The sequence below is a fragment of the Gemmatimonas sp. genome (genome assembly GCF_027531815.1).
Taxonomy (GTDB): domain Bacteria; phylum Gemmatimonadota; class Gemmatimonadetes; order Gemmatimonadales; family Gemmatimonadaceae; genus Gemmatimonas.
The window spans coordinates 328,209-347,332 of the sequence record NZ_JAPZSK010000006.1 but is presented as its reverse complement, the minus strand read 5'-3'; the positions used below and the strand labels follow the sequence as shown (position 1 = coordinate 347,332).

The 19,124-nt window shown below is 69.0% G+C and carries 15 protein-coding genes; 4 read left to right on the top strand and 11 right to left on the bottom strand.

Going from position 1 to position 19,124, the window contains the following annotated elements; translation table 11 throughout:
* Together O9271_RS09050 and O9271_RS09045 are read right to left on the bottom strand one after the other, a co-directional pair.
* A complete protein-coding gene (locus O9271_RS09050; RefSeq protein WP_298268520.1) occupies nucleotides 1–315 on the bottom strand; it encodes a hypothetical protein in 315 nt (104 codons plus the stop codon).
* 41 nt (nucleotides 316–356) lie between these two features.
* Complete coding sequence (locus O9271_RS09045; RefSeq protein WP_298268517.1) at nucleotides 357–824, bottom strand: hypothetical protein; 468 nt, start codon at nucleotides 822–824, stop codon at nucleotides 357–359.
* 16 nt (nucleotides 825–840) lie between these two features.
* Here O9271_RS09045 and O9271_RS09040 point away from each other — a divergent pair, with 16 nt between their 5' ends.
* The gene (locus O9271_RS09040; protein WP_298268514.1) at nucleotides 841–1,698 is read left to right on the top strand and encodes an acyl-CoA thioesterase II; all 858 of its coding nucleotides are present in this window, start codon (nucleotides 841–843) and stop codon (nucleotides 1,696–1,698) included.
* A gap of 21 nt (nucleotides 1,699–1,719) precedes the next feature.
* Here the strand turns inward: O9271_RS09040 and O9271_RS09035 are convergent, their stop codons facing one another.
* The 7 genes from O9271_RS09035 to O9271_RS09005 all read right to left on the bottom strand — a co-directional run bounded on the left by O9271_RS09035 (nucleotide 1,720) and on the right by O9271_RS09005 (nucleotide 12,105).
* Nucleotides 1,720–2,718 carry an alpha/beta fold hydrolase gene (locus tag O9271_RS09035; protein ID WP_298268510.1) on the bottom strand — a complete coding sequence of 333 codons (999 nt, stop codon included), beginning with the start codon at nucleotides 2,716–2,718 and terminating at the stop codon, nucleotides 1,720–1,722.
* A 9-nt stretch (nucleotides 2,719–2,727) separates the two neighbouring features.
* Nucleotides 2,728–4,812 (bottom strand): redoxin domain-containing protein, encoded by a 2,085-nt coding sequence (locus O9271_RS09030; protein ID WP_298268507.1) that lies wholly within the window; start codon nucleotides 4,810–4,812, stop codon nucleotides 2,728–2,730.
* A 1-nt stretch (nucleotide 4,813) separates the two neighbouring features.
* Nucleotides 4,814–7,132 (bottom strand): TonB-dependent receptor, encoded by a 2,319-nt coding sequence (locus O9271_RS09025; RefSeq protein ID WP_298268504.1) that lies wholly within the window; start codon nucleotides 7,130–7,132, stop codon nucleotides 4,814–4,816.
* Nucleotides 7,133–7,260: 128 nt separating this feature from the next.
* On the bottom strand, nucleotides 7,261–7,725 hold the full coding sequence (locus O9271_RS09020) for a hypothetical protein (RefSeq protein ID WP_298268502.1): 465 nt from the start codon (nucleotides 7,723–7,725) through the stop codon (nucleotides 7,261–7,263).
* A 17-nt stretch (nucleotides 7,726–7,742) separates the two neighbouring features.
* Entirely contained in the window at nucleotides 7,743–9,143 is a 1,401-nt protein-coding gene (locus tag O9271_RS09015) for a TldD/PmbA family protein (protein ID WP_298268499.1), read from the bottom strand.
* Complete coding sequence (locus tag O9271_RS09010; RefSeq protein ID WP_298268495.1) at nucleotides 9,140–10,771, bottom strand: TldD/PmbA family protein; 1,632 nt, start codon at nucleotides 10,769–10,771, stop codon at nucleotides 9,140–9,142. The genes O9271_RS09015 and O9271_RS09010 overlap by 4 nt, the downstream gene beginning before the upstream one ends.
* Nucleotides 10,772–11,118: 347 nt before the next feature.
* Entirely contained in the window at nucleotides 11,119–12,105 is a 987-nt protein-coding gene (locus O9271_RS09005; RefSeq protein WP_298268492.1) for a threonine/serine dehydratase, read from the bottom strand.
* A 96-nt stretch (nucleotides 12,106–12,201) separates the two neighbouring features.
* On the opposite strand from O9271_RS09005, the gene O9271_RS09000 reads away from it, so the two are divergent.
* The 3 genes from O9271_RS09000 to O9271_RS08990 all read left to right on the top strand — a co-directional run bounded on the left by O9271_RS09000 (nucleotide 12,202) and on the right by O9271_RS08990 (nucleotide 16,135).
* On the top strand, nucleotides 12,202–14,400 hold the full coding sequence (locus tag O9271_RS09000; RefSeq protein WP_298268489.1) for a DUF5916 domain-containing protein: 2,199 nt from the start codon (nucleotides 12,202–12,204) through the stop codon (nucleotides 14,398–14,400).
* Between the two features lie 304 nt (nucleotides 14,401–14,704).
* Nucleotides 14,705–15,148: an Hsp20/alpha crystallin family protein gene (locus O9271_RS08995; protein ID WP_298268486.1), complete on the top strand. Its 444-nt coding sequence runs from the start codon at nucleotides 14,705–14,707 to the stop codon at nucleotides 15,146–15,148.
* Between the two features lie 54 nt (nucleotides 15,149–15,202).
* The gene (locus O9271_RS08990) at nucleotides 15,203–16,135 is read left to right on the top strand and encodes a cyanophycinase (RefSeq protein WP_298268484.1); all 933 of its coding nucleotides are present in this window, start codon (nucleotides 15,203–15,205) and stop codon (nucleotides 16,133–16,135) included.
* A gap of 72 nt (nucleotides 16,136–16,207) precedes the next feature.
* On the opposite strand, the gene O9271_RS08985 is transcribed toward O9271_RS08990, so the two are convergent.
* Together O9271_RS08985 and O9271_RS08980 are read right to left on the bottom strand one after the other, a co-directional pair.
* Complete coding sequence (locus O9271_RS08985) at nucleotides 16,208–18,610, bottom strand: molybdopterin cofactor-binding domain-containing protein (protein ID WP_298268482.1); 2,403 nt, start codon at nucleotides 18,608–18,610, stop codon at nucleotides 16,208–16,210.
* Nucleotides 18,607–19,074, bottom strand: coding sequence for a (2Fe-2S)-binding protein (locus O9271_RS08980; protein ID WP_298268479.1), 468 nt, complete (start codon nucleotides 19,072–19,074; stop codon nucleotides 18,607–18,609). Before O9271_RS08980 ends, O9271_RS08985 begins: the two co-directional genes overlap by 4 nt.
* Between the last annotated feature and the right edge of the window lie 50 nt (nucleotides 19,075–19,124).

The window sequence follows — 19,124 nt, the reverse complement described above, 5'->3', positions numbered from 1 at the left end:
CTAGTACTCCGCCTCGAACGCCAGCCCCTGCTTCTTGGGGAGCCGCCAGTAGTACCAGTGCTGCGCCTCGGTCCACCCCTCCTCCTCGGCGTTCTCCACGCCCCACACGCAGCGGCCACTCGGAAAGGTGGCGTGGCGGAAGCGGGTGTCGAGCTCCAGCAGGTCGGCCCACTGGTCGTCGTGCTCGCCGATCACGCGCAGCTTGTGGCGCAGGTCGAGGTCGTTGAGGTAATCGTCGAAACTGAGTTCGTAGCCACGCTCCACTTCGGTCACCGTGCGGGACCACTGGGCGAGCCATTCATCGCGTTCGTGCATTGGAAGCGGTGGGAGTAGCGGCGGGCGAACGCACGGCAAGCTCAGGAGCGCGGGCGCCGACGCGCCTGGCGCTCGAAGTACGCTTCGCCGTCGTTGGGTTTGAAGAACGTGCGAATGATGCTGTCGGCGTCGAAGGCGAGAAACGCGCCGGTGGAACGGTCGAACTTGGCGATCACGCCGTCGGTGGGGCGCCGCAGCTCCCGCACCGTGGCCGAGGGCGGGGCGGCCCGCAGCGCCTGTGCCAGCGAGAGATACGCAGCGGCGTTCGGGGCGTTGAACTCGGCGCCATGCTTGTCGAAGTGCTCGTCCAGCCGCTGGCGATTGCGGAACCCCACGGCGCTCGGGGCGCGGGGAGGCACGGGGGGAGCAGTCGGCACGGAGACGGCACCCCCGGCGGGTGCGGCCGACACGGGGCCGGGGCCCGGTGATTTGCGCGGGCCGCAGAGCAGCCACGTGCCCGCCACCAGGCACACGAGGGCGAAAAAGAAGGAGCGGAATGCGCGGCTCATGCCACATATTGCCCTCATGAGCATCGTGACGGAACTGCTGTCCCTGCTCGAGCTGGAGAAGCTCGAGGTCAACATCTACCGCGGCCAGAACCGGGACCTCGGCACCGGTCGGGTCTTCGGCGGCCAGGTCTTTGCCCAGGCGTTGGTGGCGGCCCGCCGCACCGTGGACGAGCCCCGCGAGGCGCACTCGGTACACGGCTACTTCCTGCGCCCGGGCGACCTCAAGGCGCCCATCGTGTACTTCGTGGATCGTCCGCGCGATGGCGGTACCTTCACCAGCCGGCGCGTCACGGCCATCCAGCACGGCGAGGCCATCTTCCAGCTGTCGGCGTCGTTTCACATCGAGGAGCCCGGGCTCGATCACCAGGTCACCATGCCCCAGGTGCGCGACCCCGACAGCATCAAGCCGGAACTCGAGCAGGTGCGCGAGCATGCCGCGGTGCTGCCCCCGGAGCTGCGCACGGTGCTCACCCAGGACCGGCCCATCGACTTCCGGTCGCCGCAGAGCCACCTGCCCGGCGGCCCCAGTGCCGGGGAACCGGAGCGCTATGTGTGGTTTCGCGTCATCGATGCGCTCCCCGACGACCCCATCGTGCACCAGGCCATTCTGGCGTACGCCTCGGACTACGGCTTCCTCCCCACGGCGCTCTTTCCGCACGGCATTCGCTACGGTGACCCGCGCATGTTCCTCGCCTCGCTCGACCACACGCTGTGGATGCACCGGCCGTTCCGCGCCGACGAGTGGCTGCTGTACGTGATGGACAGCCCCAACGCCTTCGGCTCGCGCGGCTTCGTGCGCGGGCAGGTGTTCACGCGCAGCGGACTCCTCGTGGCCAGCGTGGCGCAGGAAGGGCTGCTGCGGCTCAAGAAGTAGGGAGGCGCTGCGCGGACGCCCTCAGCGCGGCCGCACGAACTCCACGACGCGGTCGCGCACCATGGGGGTCTGGCTGGGCGAGACGATGCGGCCGGCCAGCACGTGCCCGTCCTCACCGTCGGCGGGGGTGACGAGCACCTGCTCGATGGGCGCGAGCGTTTCGCGCGAGAGGTCGGCAAGCCATTGCCGCGTGCGTGCGGCGTCGACCACCTGATCGTCGTCGTTGAGAAACACCAGCGTGGGTACACTGTACCCCGCCAGGTCCCGGGCGCGCACCCGCTCCACCAGCGCCTGCATGGGGAAGAGCGCGGTGCTGGGGTACTTCATGGTCCAGAAGCGCCGCTGTTCGTCGTTGCGCGCTTCCCACTCCCGCTGGGGAATGAGCCGGGGGAGCAGCACGTTGGCCCACGGCAGCGTGAGCAGGCGCGCCTTCTCGTCCTTGGGGCCGAAGTTGGGAGAGATGAGCACGAGCGCGCGCAGCCCGGCGCGGTCGCCGGGCGGCAGCGTGGCCAGCCACACGCCCAACGTGCCGCCGGTACTCGTGCCGATGACCAGCACCGAATCGCCCAGTCGCCGGCCAATCTCCAAGGCTTCCACGGCGTCTTCGAGCCACGACTGTGCCGTGACCGTGCCCAGCGAATCCCCGGGCAGTCCGTGACCACGCAACCGGGTCTCGAAGAGATTGGCTCCCAGTGCCTTCGCCACCTGATCCGAGACCGGCGCCGTCTCCTGCCGTGTGGCGGAGAATCCGTGCAGGTACACTACGCTCCACGCCGTGCGCGTTGGCGCCGCGGGGTGCACGAATTGCACACGCTTGGCGACGGCCGTATCGAACACGCCCGCCCGTTCCTCGCGCTGCTGCAGCCACGCCGGGAGCGCCGCCAGTTCACGCGGCACCTCGGCACGCACCGCCGCCATCTCCGGTTCCCGCACACAGGTGCGCGGACCGGCGAGGGCAATGACGCACACCAGCACGGCGGTGACCAGAGGCCACCGCCGCGGGGAACGGGCAGACGACATGTGGGAAATCTATGGCCGCTGCGGCGAAACGGAGGGGCGCATGGCCAGCGTCGGTTGCAGCGCGGCATCGATGGCGGCGCGCGCGGCAGGGAGCGCCCCGTGAATGTTCCCCGCCGTCTTCCAACGGACCACGCCGGCCCGGTCGATGAGCAGCGTCTCGGGGACCCCCACCACACCGTAGGATGCCTGAATGGTACCGGCAGGGTCGTGGACCACCGAGAAGCCGAGGCGCTCGGCCTGGGCAAAGCGTTGCACCTTGGCAGGGCTTCCCTGATCCACACTCACGGCCACCACCCGCAGCCCAGACTGGCGGTAGCGCTCGAACAGCGCCTGGAGATCGGCCATCTCCTCCTTGCACGACGTGCACCAGGTGGCCCAGATGTTCACCAGCGTCACCTGCCCGCTCGCGGCGAGCTGCACCGTGTCGCCAACCCCCGCGCCCACGAGCACTTCACCCGAGAAGGCCGGCGCCGCATCGCCCACGGCCAACGGGCGGAAGCGATCGCTGCTGGTACGCTCCGCCACGGCGGTGCCGCCAATTACGCCACGGCGCACCAGCACCTGTGAGTTGCCCACGCGCGGCAGCGGCATCACCGCCTTGGGATCGCGCATGTTGGGGCGTGCCTTGGCGGCGGCCTGCGCCGCATCGGGCGCCTGCTCGCTCCACGCCACGGTTACGGCATTTCCGGTGGGCGACACCATGAGCACCGGGAAGGCCGCGGCGCGGCCGCTCTCGCTGACCGGTACGGCCTCGGCAAAGCTGCCGCCACCATTGCTCGATACCCGCATCACCACCTGCGGCACCCGGCGCGTACCGTCGTCCCAGGTTGCCACCACCGACCGGCCACGCACCGCCAGCTGCACGTGGGCCGGCTGCGACGCGTCGGCCACGCCCAGGGGCTGGGCGGGCGCGAATGTTTGCGCACCATCGCGCGACTGCGAGTAGAACACGCCCGCTGCGCCCGGCTTGCCCGTCCACCAGGCCGCGTGCAGCGCCCCGGCACTATCGACGGCCAGCGAGGGGCCGGCATGCGGACAGCCGTCGAACACCCAATCGTCGTGATGCACCCGCACGGGCGTACCCCAGCTGCGCCCGTTGTCATCGCTGCGGGCCACCACGATATCGCGAATGGTACGGCGAGCGGCGGCGCCGCCATGTGCGGCGTGCGGGTCGCGGCCCGCACCCGCACCCTGTGTGGCGCCGGTCGTACCAGCCGATCCGCCGCCAGGCGCTGCGCTGTCGGTCATGACCGCGCGCCACGCGAGATACACGCGTCCGTTGTTGTCGGCGGCGATGGCGGTACGACAGCAGGGGCAGGCTTCCGTGAGCGACGCACCCGCCGGTACCACACGCACGTTGGGCGCCCACGTCACGCCGCCATCGGTGCTGTGCGTGGTGTACACCGCCGACTTGCCATGCCGGCCGTCGAGCCATGCCACGTGAAACGTGCCGTCTGGTGCGCCGTGCAGCGCGTGAAAGTTGTGTGAGCCGAAGTCCGTCTCGAGCCCCTCGACGAGCGCCTTGGTGGTATCGTCGGTCACGGTGACCGGTGCACTCCAGCTGTTGCCGCCGTCATCACTGCGCACGAAGCGCAGGGCGCTGGCCGGGAACCGGCGCCCCGGGACCAGCTTGCCCACCACGTACAGGGCGCCCAGCGTCAGTCCACCGTCCTTGCGATTCACCCAAGCCAACTTGGGCGGCGCTTCACCGTGGGGCTCGATGGGCCCCAGCACATCGGTGAGCTCGCGCATGATGCCGTCACCCGATGGTGCGCCGTCGCGCGTGACGAGCACGTGCAGGCGACCGTCGGTGCCCCCGTTGGGTGCCGACACCCACGCGGTGGCGTGCCGTCCGTCGGGGGCGAGGGCGAGAATGGGCGCCGCGCCCACATTCGACACCGCCGACAGTTCGTGCGTGCTGTCGAAGCGCACGACCGCCGACGCGGTCGATGCCGAGGCCGCGGCGCTGTCACTCGCAGCACTGCGGCCGGCATCACCCGCGCACGCCGTCGCCACGAGCAGCGCCCCGGTGGCAAGGGTGAGCGTGAGTGGCACGGCAACGCGGGGCGTGTGGCGAGATGGCGTACGTGGCATATCACCGTCCTCCGGTGGAGAGCGTCATGCCGGCGTTGACCACGCGTCCGGCACCTGGGAAGTAGAAGCGGCCGTTGCCGGCGTTGGTGGCCAACGCTGCGACGTAGCGCCGGTCGAACACGTTCTCGACGTTCACGAACAGCGACGCACGCGAGGCCCCGGTACGTGCGCCGCGCGTCTCGGGCAGCGCATACGTCACGGTGGCGTGGGCCAGCGCATAGGCCGGCACGGCGCCGAAGGCCACCGGAACGATCAACGGTGCCTGCCCCGGGCGGGTGACCTGCGTGAACACCGTGCCGTTCACCGTGTTGGCATTGTCCACGTAGGTGCGTCCCTGTGCCTCACCCCACAGTGTCACATCGAGCCCGCGCGCCGGCCGCAGGCGGAACTCCGCTGCGGCACGCTGCTGCGGCACACCGGGAATGAGCTTGCCGGCATAGTCGGCGGCCACCGACTGGCCGCGCGCGTTGATCTCGGTGCCGGTGAACTGCGTCATGACGTAGCGCGCGTAGGTGTACGACGTCACGACATCCAGCCAGGGGGCCACGAGCGTGGTGGCGCTGAGTTCGAAGCCGGTACGTCGCGTGCGCCCCACGTTCTCGAAGATGGTGCGCGGAAACTGCACGCCGGGAATGACCACGGTGCGTGACAGGAACTCCCCTGTCACGTTCGTGCGATACACCGCCACGTCCAGCAGCACACGGCTGGCCACGAGGGCCTTGGCGCCCACCTCGTAGTTGATGAGCGACGACGGCCGCAGGTCGGTGTTGAGTCCGCGGATGGTGTCGGGGCTGGCGGTAAGCTCGCTGTTGGTGGGCACTTCAAAGCCTCGGGCCACGCTCGTGTACACACTCACCCCCGGCTTCACGTCGTACCGCAGCGCCACCCGCGGGGAGACCTGATCGAACGACTGCGTGACCGACTGTAAGGGACGAATGCGATCCTCGATGTCGTACGTCACCCGATCGTAGCGCGCCCCGGCCGTGAGCGTGGCGCGGCCGCGGGTGATGTCGGCGCTGGTGTAGGTGCCCAATCCCGGCAGCACGATGTACTGGTTGGTGCAGGGTACCGATACGATGTTGCGCACGCGGTCGTTCACGCACGGCGTCGCGCGTCCCTGCGTGCCGCCCACGTTGGTCCACTGCCGCGACTCGCCGTACCACCGGTCCACATCGAGTCCGGTGTTGAGGCGCACCGCCACATCGCCGGGGGCGGTGAAGCTAACCGCATGGCGCAGCCCGCCCTGCACGCGGTGCGTGTTCTGGTCCACCACGCGGAAGATGGGGTGATCGATGGTGCGTGCGGTCCCGAAGGCGAACGCCTCCACCGTGCCGAAGCGGCTGCCGAGTCCTTGCGACGCGCGCAGGCCGAAGCGCCAGCGCTGTTCGCGTCGCCCGTAGGCGCCGGTCACGTTGAGCGGGTCGGCGGCCCAGGGCTCGTTGCGCCAGCTGCCGTTGGTCAGCGCACCGGGGATCTGCATGTCGAGATCGCTGTACGACACATCGAGCCCCACGCGGGTGGCATGCGGTGCGGCCGCCGGGGCGCCGTCCACCTGCCGCGTGTAGTTGAGGCGCAGGTTGGCGCGGTTCATGTCGTTGCGCCCCTGTACACGGATGCCGTCGAGGCGCGTGCCACTGGCCTGCAGATACGCGTCGAACGCGCCGCGGGCGCCACCGGCCGAGAGGTCGACCTTGCGCAGATTCACGCTGTCGAAGCCGAAGCCGCCGCCGGTCATGCGTACGGAGACCCCCTGCAGTTCGCGACCGCTGCGGGTGATCACGTTCACCACGCCGCCCGACGCGGTCCCGCCGTACATGGCGCTGCCGGGGCCGCGCACGATTTCAATGGAGCGCGCGGCGCCCAGGTCGAGCTGGTCGAGCCGGGTCTGTCCGTCGGGCTCCGTAATGGGGACGCCGTCGAGCAGGATGCCCACACCGCGCACGCCGAAACCGCCGCGCGCGCCACTGCCGCGAATGGACAGGCGCACGTCGTCGCCGCCGAAGAGATTGCCGGCAATGACGCCGGGCACAGTGCGCAGCGCTTCGGTCAGGGACACCTGGCTGGTGCGCGCGAGTGTGGTCGTGTCCACTACCGACACCGACACCGGCAGTTTGCGCAGCTCGCGCGAATCACGGGTGGCGGTGGTGACCACGGGGTTGAGTGCGCGAGCGCGGGCCGCGGAATCGGCAACGGCGCGTTCGGCGCGCGTGGCCTGCGCGCGCACGATAGCGGGAAGGAGCGACACGAGCGCCGCCGTGCCCACACACGAAAATGTGCGGACACCACGAACGCCCCGTGCCGTGAAGGACGGGAGCAGCATGGATTGTGGGATGTACGGGATGATCGGAGGCCCGGCGCGGCGAGCAGCGGCTCGCGCGCACGGCGCAGGTCACGAACTGGCGTGTGCCGAGTGTCCGCCCCGGAATGCACACGGGGCGGCGGGAGCACTCAAGCGCCGATCACCGGCGGGGGAGCGGTCGCGAAGGGGAGGACATAGTCGGCCCACTCGGCCACCACGGCGTGGGCGGTCCGGCCAGGCTGCACGGTGGTGGTGCGTACCAGCGCCACCAGCGCAAACGTGTCTGGAGCACGCAGCGCTGGGGGCGTGGCGACGCAACAGTGCCCAATGCAGTGGCACTCACCGTCACCCGACGGCTGGTGGTGGGAGGAATCCGGCGCGTCGTCGGCGGTGACCGCGACAGCCCCGACATGCACGTCATGCCCGGTACCATGCCCGGTTGCATGATGGGTATGATCGTCCCCAGGGGCGGACGACACCTCTGCCTGCTCGAACGCGGCTACCGCACCGTTGCCGGTGGCGCAGGCATGGAACAGCCCGGCGTCGCTCTGTACGAGCGACAGCCACACGCCCATGAAGAGGGCGAGAAACCGGGCTGTTCGGGACTTCCGCATGAACAAAAGCTAATGAGTCAGACCGCGTCCGACAGGCTGGTGAAATTGAAGTCGCGCACCTTGATGGGCGGCATGGCCACACCCGGGCCGCCTTCACCACCGGCGGTGCGCACCGCCTTGCCCACGCCTTCGAGGTTGTTGAGCATGAACAGCGGGGAGTCGTTGAAGCGGAAGTTCTTGATGCTGCGCGCGATCTTGCCGTTCTCGATGAGGAAGGTGCCGTCGCGCGTGAGCCCGGTATACATGAGCGTGCGCGGGTCGAGCGGGCGCAGGTACCAGAGGCGTGTCACGAGAATACCGCGGGTGGTGCCGGCAATGAGCGACTCCAACGAATCGGGGCCATCGGCCATGCGCAGCCCCGCACTGCCGCCAGTGGGCGTCTTCCCCTGCCGGTTGGCCCAGAAGCGGTTGTAGGCGAGCTGGTTGAGCACACCGTTCTGTACCCACGTCTGGCGTGACAACGGGAGCCCCTCGCCGTCGAACGGTGAGGCCAGGATGAGTGGGTCAGATGGATCGGAGTAGAGCGTGACGCGCTCGTCGAGAATCTTTTCGCCCAGTTTCGTACCGCCGGGCTTGGCGAAGGCCGAACGGCCCTCGTCGGCGGCGCGCGCCTGGAAGGCGTTGCCCATGAGTCCCACCAGGTTGGCGGTGGCCTCGGGCTCGAAGATCACCGTGTAGCGGCCGGGCTCCACGCCCACCGGATTGCGCGAACGGCGTGCCTTGTCGATGGCACGATCGGCCACGCTCTGGAAGTCGAGCTTCGCCCAGTCGGTGTCTTCGGCCCCCACCCAACCGCTCCCCGTGCCGTCGTTGGTGCGCGCGGTGAGCGTGTAGTTGGCGGTGGTGCCGCGGTGATAGGCAAAGAGCCCCGCGTTGGTGCCGATGGCGCTCGCGCTGGCGTTGCAGATGATGAACCCCGCCACGGTGAGCTCGTTGCCTGCGCGTGCCGGCGCCAGCGCGCTGAGCGCGGCACGCGCCCGCCCTTCCGCGGTCAATTCGGCGGTGGCATCGCTCCACGCGCTCACCGGCGTGTACTGCTGGCCGCCGAGCTCCCCCAGATACTCCGGGTCTTCCGGCGCGAGGCGCGCGATGGCCTCCGACTGCTGCACCGCGCGGCGCAGCCCCTCGTCGCTGCGGTCGTTGGTCACCACACTCGCGCGTCGCTTGCCGAAGACACTCTGCACGCGAATGGTGGTGTTGGTGGTCACGCCGCTCGTCGACATCTGGTTATCGGCGAAGCGCAGGTTGGTTTCGCGGCTGCTGTTCACGCTCACGCGCACGGCATCGGCCTTGCTCATCTTCACGGTGCGCTCCACCAGTGCCTGCGCTTCGTCGCGCGACAGCACACCGGTGGGCGCCGCGGCGCGACCGATGTTGAACAGCGACTTCGGTGCGTCGTCGTGGATGAAGGTGCTCACAGCGCGCGCCCCGTGTTGATGATGTTCGCGTTCTTGAAGCGGGCCGGCGGACAGCCGTGGCTCACCGCGTTGCTCTGGCCGGGTTGCCCCTTGCCGTCGTTGAAGGTGCCGCCGAACATGTAGCTCTTCTTGCCACCCAGCATGTCGAGGGTGTTCCAGAAGTCCGGCGTGCGCATTTGGTAGGCCGCGTCCTTCACCTGACCCACGATCTTGCCCTTGCGGATTTCGTAGCACAGCTGGGCACCGAACTGCGCGTTGTAGCGCTGCTGGTCGATGGAGTAGCTCGCGCGCCCGATCATCGCGATCCCCTTGTCGGTGGCGGCGATGAGATCGTCCCAGCCAAGGTCCTTGTCCCCCGGCTGCAGCGACACGTTGGGCATGCGCAGGAAGGCCACGTCGGCCCAGCTCTGGGCATACGAGCAGCCGTGCGAGCGCACCGGCTTGCCGGTCTTCGCGTAGTACTCGCGCAACCACGGCGCCTGCTCGCGGTTGGTCTGGTAATCCACGAAGATGCCGTCCTTGATGATCGGGAAGTCCTCCGGCACCACGCCGTCGTCGTCGTAGCCGATGGTGGCCAGTGCGCCCACTTCGCTGCGGTTACCGATGACCTGCATGATCGGCGAACCGAACTTGAGCGTGCCCAGCACCTTCTCCGGCGGCGCCACGAACGACGTGCCGGCGTAGTTGGCCTCGTAGCCCATGGCGCGGTCGAGCTCCGTGGCATGCGCCACGGACTCGTGGATGGTGAGGAACAGCTGCGACGGGTGCAGAATGAGATCGTAGCGCCCCGGCTCCACCGGCTTGGCGGTGAGCTTCTCGGCGGCTTCACCGGCCCACACCTTGGCGTTGTTCACGATGTCGGCTTCCAGCACGTACTCCCAGCCGCGACCGGCGGGCTGCACCACCTCGGGGCCACGCACGGCGGTGCCACTGCGATCGGGGGCCACGGCGGTGCAGCTCATGGTCACCCAGCTGCGCACGTAGTCCTGCGTGGTGACGGTGCCGTCGGTGTTGGCGTAGTTGCGCTCCTCCTTCACGAACGACAGGCCGCTGTTCACGAAGCGCACTGTGGGCACGGTGAGCGCCGCGGCGTTGGCGCGCAGCAGCAGGTCGGCCTTTTCCTCAATGGCAATGGTGAACGGGTCGATGGTGTAGGCCGATCGCCAGGTCTTGTCCACCTGCGCCGGGGCAGGGGCCAGCTCCACCCGCCGGTCACGCGCGAGGCGGTTGGCCTTGGCAATGGCCACGGCCTCCTGCGCGGCGACTCCCACGCCCGCCTTGCTCAGCTCCTGCGTGGCCGCAAAGCCCCAGCAGCCGTCCACCAGCACGCGCACGCCGCAACCCATGGTGTCGGCGTCCACGACGTCGGTGACCTGCTTCTCGCGCGTCTGCACGCTGTTGTTGCGGTTGCGCGAGATGCGCACGTCGGCCCAACTCGCCCCGGCGCGCTTCGCCGCATCGAGCGCTTCCATCATGAGCTCGCGCGTGGCGGCGTCGGTGTACAGCGCCGGCAGGCGCGGCGGGGCAGGGTAGCCCGTTACGGGCGAGGCCTCGAGGAGGCGGGGACCGACGGCGAGCGCGCCAAGCGCCGCGCCGCCGGTGGCGAGGAAATCACGGCGGGAGGTCATGATGAATACTATGGCCGGGAGGGCAGGAGCGTTGAGGCGGTGAACCTACGACCAACAACTATCACCAAAAACCAAGAACTCCCCCGGACATCGTGTGACCTCCGGGGGAGTTCGCAGTGCGGAGTGAACGAACCCATCACCCTTTGCCCCTGACGTCCGACCCTGAACGGTCATGCCGTCAGTCGCACACGCGGTCACCGCGGTCCACTCGCGACCCACGACTCGAACTCACGACTCACCACTCGAGCTGTGAGTCGTGAGTTCGAGTTCTGGGTGGTGAGTTCGAGTGCCGGGTGGTGAGTCGATGCGCGAGCGCCCCCACCGTCCGGTCACGGTGCTGCCTTCGCTCACACCCCAATCGCCCGCGCCAAAATCGCCGGATCGATATTCCCACCCGTTACCACCACCAGCGTCGTGCACCCGCGCGTGTCCAGCTTGCCATGCAGCAGCGCCGCCAGCGCCGCCGCGCCGCCGGGCTCCACCACCAGCTTGAGCTCGCGCACCGCGAACGCGATGGCCGCGAGCACTTCGTCGTCGGTCACCCGCAACCCCTTGCCCACGCGCGGTTGGTTGATGCTGAAGGTGAACTCGCCGGGTATATCGGTCACGATGGCGTCGCAGATGGAGCGCTTGCCCGGGGCATTGGCCACGCGGTGCCCCAGCTCCAGCGAGCGCGCCATGTCGTCGAACTCCGCCGGCTCACACGGATGCACCACCGTGCCGGGCGACACGGCCTCGGCCGCCAGCGCGCACCCCGCTGTGAGCCCGCCGCCACCGCAGCACACGAGGAACGCATCGGGCGCAAAACCGAGCGCCTGCGCCTGCTCGAGCGCCTCGAGCCCCAGCGTGCCCTGTCCGGCCACGATGTGCGTATCCTCGAAGGGCGGCACCACCGTGGAACCGCGCTCCGCGGCGATGGCACCACCAATGGCCACCCGGTCTTCGGTGTACCGGTCGTACAGCACCACCTCGGCGCCGAAGGCCCGCGTGCGCTCGATCTTGAGCGCCGGCGCGTCCTTGGGCATCACGATCACCGATCGCATGCCCAGCAGCGTGGCGCTGTACGCGACGGCCTGCGCGTGGTTGCCCGAACTGTACGCCACCACCCCGCGTTCACGCTCTTCGGCCGACAGTTGCAGCAGGCGATTGAGCGCGCCGCGCAACTTGAACGACCCGGTGTGCTGCAGCACCTCGGCCTTGAGAAGCACGGTTCCACCGGCAACCGCGTCGAGCGCAGGAGAGCGCAGGAGCGGCGTGATGGCGGCGTGCGGGGCAATGCGGGTCTGGGCCGCGCGGATATCGGCGATGGTCGGGGCGACGAGCGTGGTGGTCATGCGCGCAAAATACCGCGGGGGAGGCGGCGCCGCCTTCGGCGGCCCCCTCGCGGCCCCCCCGCCCAGCAGTTCGCTGTCGGCCGCCGTATACCTCCGATGCTCCCACTTCGCTTCGCTTTCGCCGCAGCTGTCGGTCTGCTCACCAGCACCACCGTGGCCCGTGCCCAGCGCTCGGTTCAGGTCAATGGCGTGGACCACCGCGTGTACCGTACGTCGCGCAACATCACCCTCGATGGCCGCTTCACCGAGCCGGATTGGGCGCAGGCCGACTCCATTACCGATTTCCGGCAGAAGGATCCGGCGGAGGGCGCGCCGAGCACCGAGCGCACCGTGGTGCGGTTGCTGGCCACGCCGCAGGGGCTGGCGGTGGGGTGGTCGCTCTACGACTCCGACGCCGCGAACATCGTGCGCTCGCAGGTGCGCCGTGATGCCGAACTGCGCAGCGACGACTACGTCTCCATGGGCATCGACGGGCTGCACGACCGGCGGAGCGCGTTCTACTTCCGCACCAATGCCAACGGCGCGCTGTGGGACGGCGAGCACGTCGACGTAGAGACGGGAAACGAAAGCTGGGATGGCGTGTGGGACGTGCGCACCTCGATTTCCAGCGAAGGCTGGTTTGCGGAAATGCTCATTCCGTGGGCCACCCTGCGCTACGCCGAGGGGGACAGCGTCATGGGGATGAACTTCCGACGCTTCATGCCGCGCAAGAATGAGGAAACCCTGTGGCGTGCCTGGCGGCGTACGGAGGGGCTGCGATTCCTCGAGAAGGAGGGGATGATCGGCAATCTGGATGGGTTGCCGCGGCGCCCGCGTATCGAAGCGCGGCCGTACGTCTCCGGTGAGTCGCGGCTGGCCGAACGGCGGTACTTCACCGTGCGGGGCGACACGCTGCTCTCCCCGTCGCTCCTCGACGGCGGCATCGGGCTCGACCTCAAAGCCCCCATTACCAACACCATCACGGCCGACATCACCATCAACCCCGACTTTGCGCAGGCTGAGGTGGACCGGCAGATCGTGAATCTCACGCGCTTTCCGCTCTTCTTTCCGGAGCAGCGGCCGTTCTTCACCGAAGGGTCGGCCATCTTCGACTTCGGTCGACCGCGCGAGACGCAAATGTTCTACTCGCGCCGTGTGGGGCTGGGGGCCAACGGCAATCCGGTCACCATTCCGTTCGGGGTGCGCATGCAGGGCCGGGCCGGCAGCCGTCAGGTGGGCTTTCTGGCCGCGCGCACGGCGGGCGACGAAAAGAGTACGAACGCCGTGCTGCGCGTACGTCAGGACCTGCTGGGGCGTGGCTTCATCGGCGCCATGGGCACCTTTGCCGGCGAAACGGGGCGGCCGGCAAGCACAACCGCCGGCGTCGACTTTTCACTGCCGTACATCGTACAGGGCGGGCAGAATCTCGTGTTCCTTGGCAATGCCGCGTGGAGCCGAGACAGCGCGGGCGGGCAGGTTGGCGGTCACTACCGCTTTGTGATCGACTATCCCAATGACAACGCCGATCTGGTCGTGCGCTTCGACCGCATCGAGGCGGGATATGACCCGGCGCTTGGGTTCGTCGCCCAGCGTGGCATTCATCGCCTCGGCGGCAACATGCAGATCACTCCCCGTCCCAAGAAGCGCAGCCGGTACATTCGACGCTATGAGTTCAACCTCGCCAGCTACGATGTGGTGTGGGGAATTGCCGGCGGCCTCGACAACGCGTCGTTCGGCATCAAGCCGTTCGGCATTCAGTTCCAGAACGGCGACCGGGTGGAGGCCTTCGTGCGCCGGCGCTTCGACGCGCCCGACCGCGCCTTCTCGCTCTTCACCGACGCCACGGTCACCCCCGGGCAGTACTGGTGGACCCGCAGTGAGGTGCAGTACCAGGGGGCGGAGGCGCGGGCGGTGCGCATGACCTTTTCGGCCAGCACCGGCGACTTCTACAATGGGCGGTCTAACGATCTGTCGGCCAGTCTGCGGGTGCGCAATGCCCCGCACGTACTGCTCTCGATCGATGGGCAGATTTCCGATGTGTCGCTGCCGAATGCGCGGTTCACCGCCAATACGGTGCGGTTGCGCGCCGACTATGCGTTCAATCCGCAGCTCAACACGACGGTGTTCGCGCAGTGGGACAACCAGTCGGAGCGGGCGAGTACGAACGCGCGTCTGCGCTGGACCTTGAAGCCCGGCAGCGACCTCTACGTGGTGTGGAACAGCGGTTGGCAGACCGGGCTCGAGCGCCCCATCGTGTGGACGCGTCCCAGTCGCGGCGGACTGGTGGCCAAGTACGTGTACTTCTTCCGAGCGTAGGGAGGGGGCGCCGCCGTTGGCGGCGGGAGAAGCGTTGAGTAGGACGGCGTACAGGATTGCCCCCTAACCATACGGCGGAGGGTGTATCCGCTAACGCGGTGCCGTTGGGCGGCAACCCTTTACGCCCGTTCCTCAACGCTGTTTCGCGCAGCCCTCGCGCAGCCCGCCCGCCGAGTTCGTGTCTGGCGTCCCCTCACGTGCGGTCGGAGAAACCACCGATTCGCCGCGCGCCGCACTGTCGCATACTGCCGTCGTCCACGAAGGGTTCCTGCAGCTATCCACCGACAGCAGTACAGGAGGCGGTATGTCCTCGTTGATCAGGAAGGTCCCCAGCCAGCGTGTTGCCGACGACGTGTTTTCCAGCTATCTGCGGCGCATGTTCGACGATCCGTTCACCACCACCGCGAGCGGCAGCTGGATGCCGGCGGTGGAGGTGTCGGAGACGAACGAGGTGATGGTGCTCACGGCCGAGCTGCCGGGCATCGAGGAAAAGGCGCTCAGGATCACGATCGACAACAACGTGCTCACGATCGCCGGGGAGAAGGAGCAGGAGCTTACCGACGCGCCCCCGGCGAAGAACTACTACCTGTCGGAGCGCTTCTACGGCGCGTTCCAGCGGTCGTTTGCCCTACCGCGCACGGTCGACATGGAGCACATCAAGGCCAGCTTCGACAAGGGCATTCTCACGGTCACGCTGCCCAAGCTCCCGCAAGCCAAGGGCAAGGTCATCGAGGTGACGGGCCGGTAGGTGGCGAAGTGGCGGGGTGAGGCGTAGTGTGAGCGATCCCCTTTCCCCGAATTCATGAATCGATCACGCCGGCAAGGCCTGAACTGGCGGTTGGCGGGAGTCCTGCTCCTGTCGGCCGCCTGTGTGCGTACCCCGTCGACCACGTCCGCGACGGCACAAGCTCCGGTATCCCCTTCCGGTTCGTCCACCGGGCGTGGCACCCTGTTCATCGTGGGTGGCGGCACGCAGCCCCTGTCGCTGGTGCAGGAGTTCGTGACCCGCGCCGGTGGGGCCAAGGCCCGTATCGTGGTGTTTGCCATGGCGAGCGCCTCGGGAGAGCGCAGTGGGGAGTCGTCGGCGGCGCGTTTCCGCACCATGGGCGCCGAGGCGCGCAACGTGTGGGTTACGCGCGAGCAGGCCAATACCGACAGTGTGGCGCGGCTGCTCGATGGGGCCACCGCCGTGTGGTTTGGCGGTGGCGACCAGAACCGGCTCACGGCCGTGCTGCGCGGCACGCGCACCGAGCGGGCCATTCGCGCCCGCTACGATGCCGGCGCGGTTGTTGGCGGCACATCGGCCGGCGCGGCGGTGCTGTCCACGCCCATGATCACCGGTGATGAACTGGGGACACGGCGCGACACCAGTGAAGCGTGGACGCGCGTGGAGCGCGGCAGCGTGGCGGTGGACAGTGGCTTCGGCTATCTCACGACCGCCATCGTGGACCAGCACTTCCTGCGCCGCAAGCGGCACAATCGCCTCCTCAGTCTCGTGCTGGCCACGCCACCGCATCTGGGCGTGGGCATTGACGAGGGCACAGCACTGATCGTGGAGCCCAACGGGCAATGGCGCGTGGAAGGCGCGAGCGCGGTGCTCGTGGTTGACGCGCGCGAGGCACAGCGTACTGCTGCCGCGGCGCCCGTGCTGGGCGCTGGTGGTGCCCGCCTGCACCTGCTTCCAGCCGGCAGCACGTTCAATCCTGCCACCGGTCGCGCGCAGTTGCCCCGCTGATCACCAGCTCGCGCGTCGGGAGAACGGTACGGCCGAACTCCCGGCCAATTCGGCCGCCCCCACGCCGGTCACTCAATCGCCCGGGGCGTCCCCGACTTCGCGACGCGTTGACCACCCCGCCAGTTTGCGTGCCACCGGGAGTTCGCGCACGCGAATGCCCGTCGCGGCGAAGATCGCGTTGGCGATCGCGCCACACGCGGGGGGGACGCCCGGTTCGCCAATCCCGCCCGGCAGGGCTTCGCTGTCGACAAGGTGCACGTCCACCATGCGCGGGGCGGCCCGCATACGCGCCACCCCGTAGTCGCGGAAGTTCGACTGCACCACCCGTCCGTTGGCGAAAGTCACCTCGCTGGCCAGCACGTTGCTCATCGCCATGATCACCGCTCCCTCCATCTGCGCGCGCGCGCGGTCGGGGTTGGCGACGAACCCGGCATCGACCGCCACGGTGGCCCTGGGCACCAGCACGGTCCCGTCGGGAAGCACCTCCACCTCCACCACCATCGCCACGTACGAAAGGAAGCTGCGATGCACGGCGATGCCGCGCCCCTTTCCGCGCGGCAGCGCCGGGCCACGCCAGCCGCTCCGCTCGATCGCCAACTCCACCACGCGCCGGGCGCGTGCCGAGTCGAGCGGGTGGTCGGTCCAGTTCGCCCCGTAGTTGCTGGCGGGCTTCACGAGGCCCGCCGCGGAGAGGTCGACGCGACGATCCGGCCCAATGAGCGACAGCAGGAACTGGGCCGGATCCTTCCCCGCCGCCCGCGCGAGTTCGTCGACGAACGAGCCGATCGCGAATCCATGGTGGATGGCATTCACGCTGCGAAACCACCCGATGCGCGTGTGCGCCACCGCCGGGCAAATCTCCACCTGCAGATCCGGAATGTCGAACGGGAGGTCGCTCGCGCCGTTGGTGAGCTCGTCGGGCTCGGCGCCCGCGACGTTGGGGGCGAAGGTGGCGCCGATGGCGGGATAGGCCGACCGGTGGCGCCATGCGACCACCGTGCCGTTGGCGTCGAGTCCGGCCTCGAGGCGATGCGCCGCCGGCGAATGCAGGTAGGAGTGGCGGAGATCGTCTTCGCGGGTCCATTGCACCCGGACCGGCGCCCCGACTTCTCGCGACAGATACGCCGCTTCACACACGAAGTCGGGCTTGGATTTCCGGCCGAACCCGCCACCGAGCAGCGTCACGTGCACCGTGACGTTCGCCACGTCGAGCTGGAGATACTGCGCAATCGTCTTGCGCGCATCCATCGGCGATTGGGTGGGCGCCCACACTTCGGCCTTGCCGTTCGCCACGCGCGCCACGGCCGCCAACGGCTCCATCTGCGCGTGCGAGAGGTGCGGCATGTAGTACTCCGCCGACACCCGCCTGGCGGCTGACGCGAGCCCGCGTGCCACGTCGCCGCTGGTGCGTCCGGCCGCGCCGGGCCGGCGCACCGCCTGCTGCAGCGTCGCCTTGTAGGCCGTGCTGTCGTACGAGGCGTTCGGGCCGTCGTTCCACGTGATGCGCAGCGCGTCGCGCCCCTTCATGGCGGCCCAGGTGTTGGCCGCGATGACGGCCACCCCGCCCAGCGGCAGATAGCCACCGGGCATCGGCGAGGCCGGAATGCGGACAATGCGTTCGACGCCCGGTACGGTGCGGGCGAGCGCATCATCGACCGTCGCCACGGTCCCGCCCCACACCGGCGGCCGCGCGATGACGGCGACCTTCATGCCGGGCAGCGACACGTCGGCGCCGTACACGGCCGTCCCGGTCGTCATCGGGACGAGGTCGATCGACGGCATGCGCTTTCCCTGCCACCGGCGCTCGGCAGGCGACTTGATCCGCACGCGTGACGCCGACGGCATGGCCACCGTACGGGCCGTCGCCACCAGCGCCCCGAACGCCTTCGTGCGGCCGCTGGTGACGTGCACGACGTCGCCGTTCCTCGCGCGGACCTCGGCCGCGGGCACGCCCCACTCGGCGGCGGCGGCATCCTCGAGCAGGGCGCGTACGGTCGCCCCCGCCTCTCGATACTTGGCCAGGAAGTCGCGGATGCTGGTGGACCCATCGGTGTTCTGGCTGCCGTACTTCGGCTCGTCGCCGTCGGCCTGTACGACACGGCACCGGCTCCAATCGGCTTCCATCTCGTCGGCGATGATCATGGGCATGGTCGTGCGAATGCCCTGGCCCATCTCCGACCGGTGACAGACGATCGTGACCGTCCCGTCTTCATCGAGGCGCACGTAGGCGTGCGGCTCCCACGGTTCCGCGCGGTCGTCGGCATGGTCAACGGCAAAGCCCCCCGTGGCCGCCTCGAGCCGCCGCACACCCACCGCGCTTGCCGCCACCAGCAGGCCACCCGTGCCCAGCAGCTTGAGGAAATCGCGTCGCTGCGGATGGCGCGTGCCATCGCCGCGCCCATCGGGTAGGGGCCCGGCGTCGCCATGATCCGCCGGGGGCAACGCCAACCACGGGAGACTCCGGCGCGCGCTCATCGCGACTGCTCCGCCGCGGCCTTGATGGCCGCCCGGATTCGCGGGTAGGTCCCGCAGCGGCAGAGGTGCCCGGTCATGGCCGCGTCGATCTCGGCATCGCTTGGCGTGCGGGTGCGCGCGAGCAGCGTGGCGGCCTGCATGATCTGCCCGGCCTGGCAAAAGCCGCACTGCGGGACATCGACGGTGCGCCACGCCTGCTGCAGCGGATGCGCGCCGTCGGGGTGCAATCCTTCGATGGTAGTGACCGCGGCTCCCTCGAGCGTCTGCATGCGCCGCTGGCAGGCCCGCACGGGAGCCCCGTTCACGTGCACCGTGCAGGCACCACACTGTGCGATGCCGCATCCATACTTGGTGCCCGTGAGCGCGAGTTCGTCGCGCAGGTACCAGAGCAGGGGCATGGACGGATCACCCGCAAAGCGGTGACGCGTGCCGTTCACGATGAGGGAGATGGGGGCGGCGGACATGCGCACTCCGAAGGCTGGGAGACGGGTTGCACCAACCCCTTGAGTCTGCG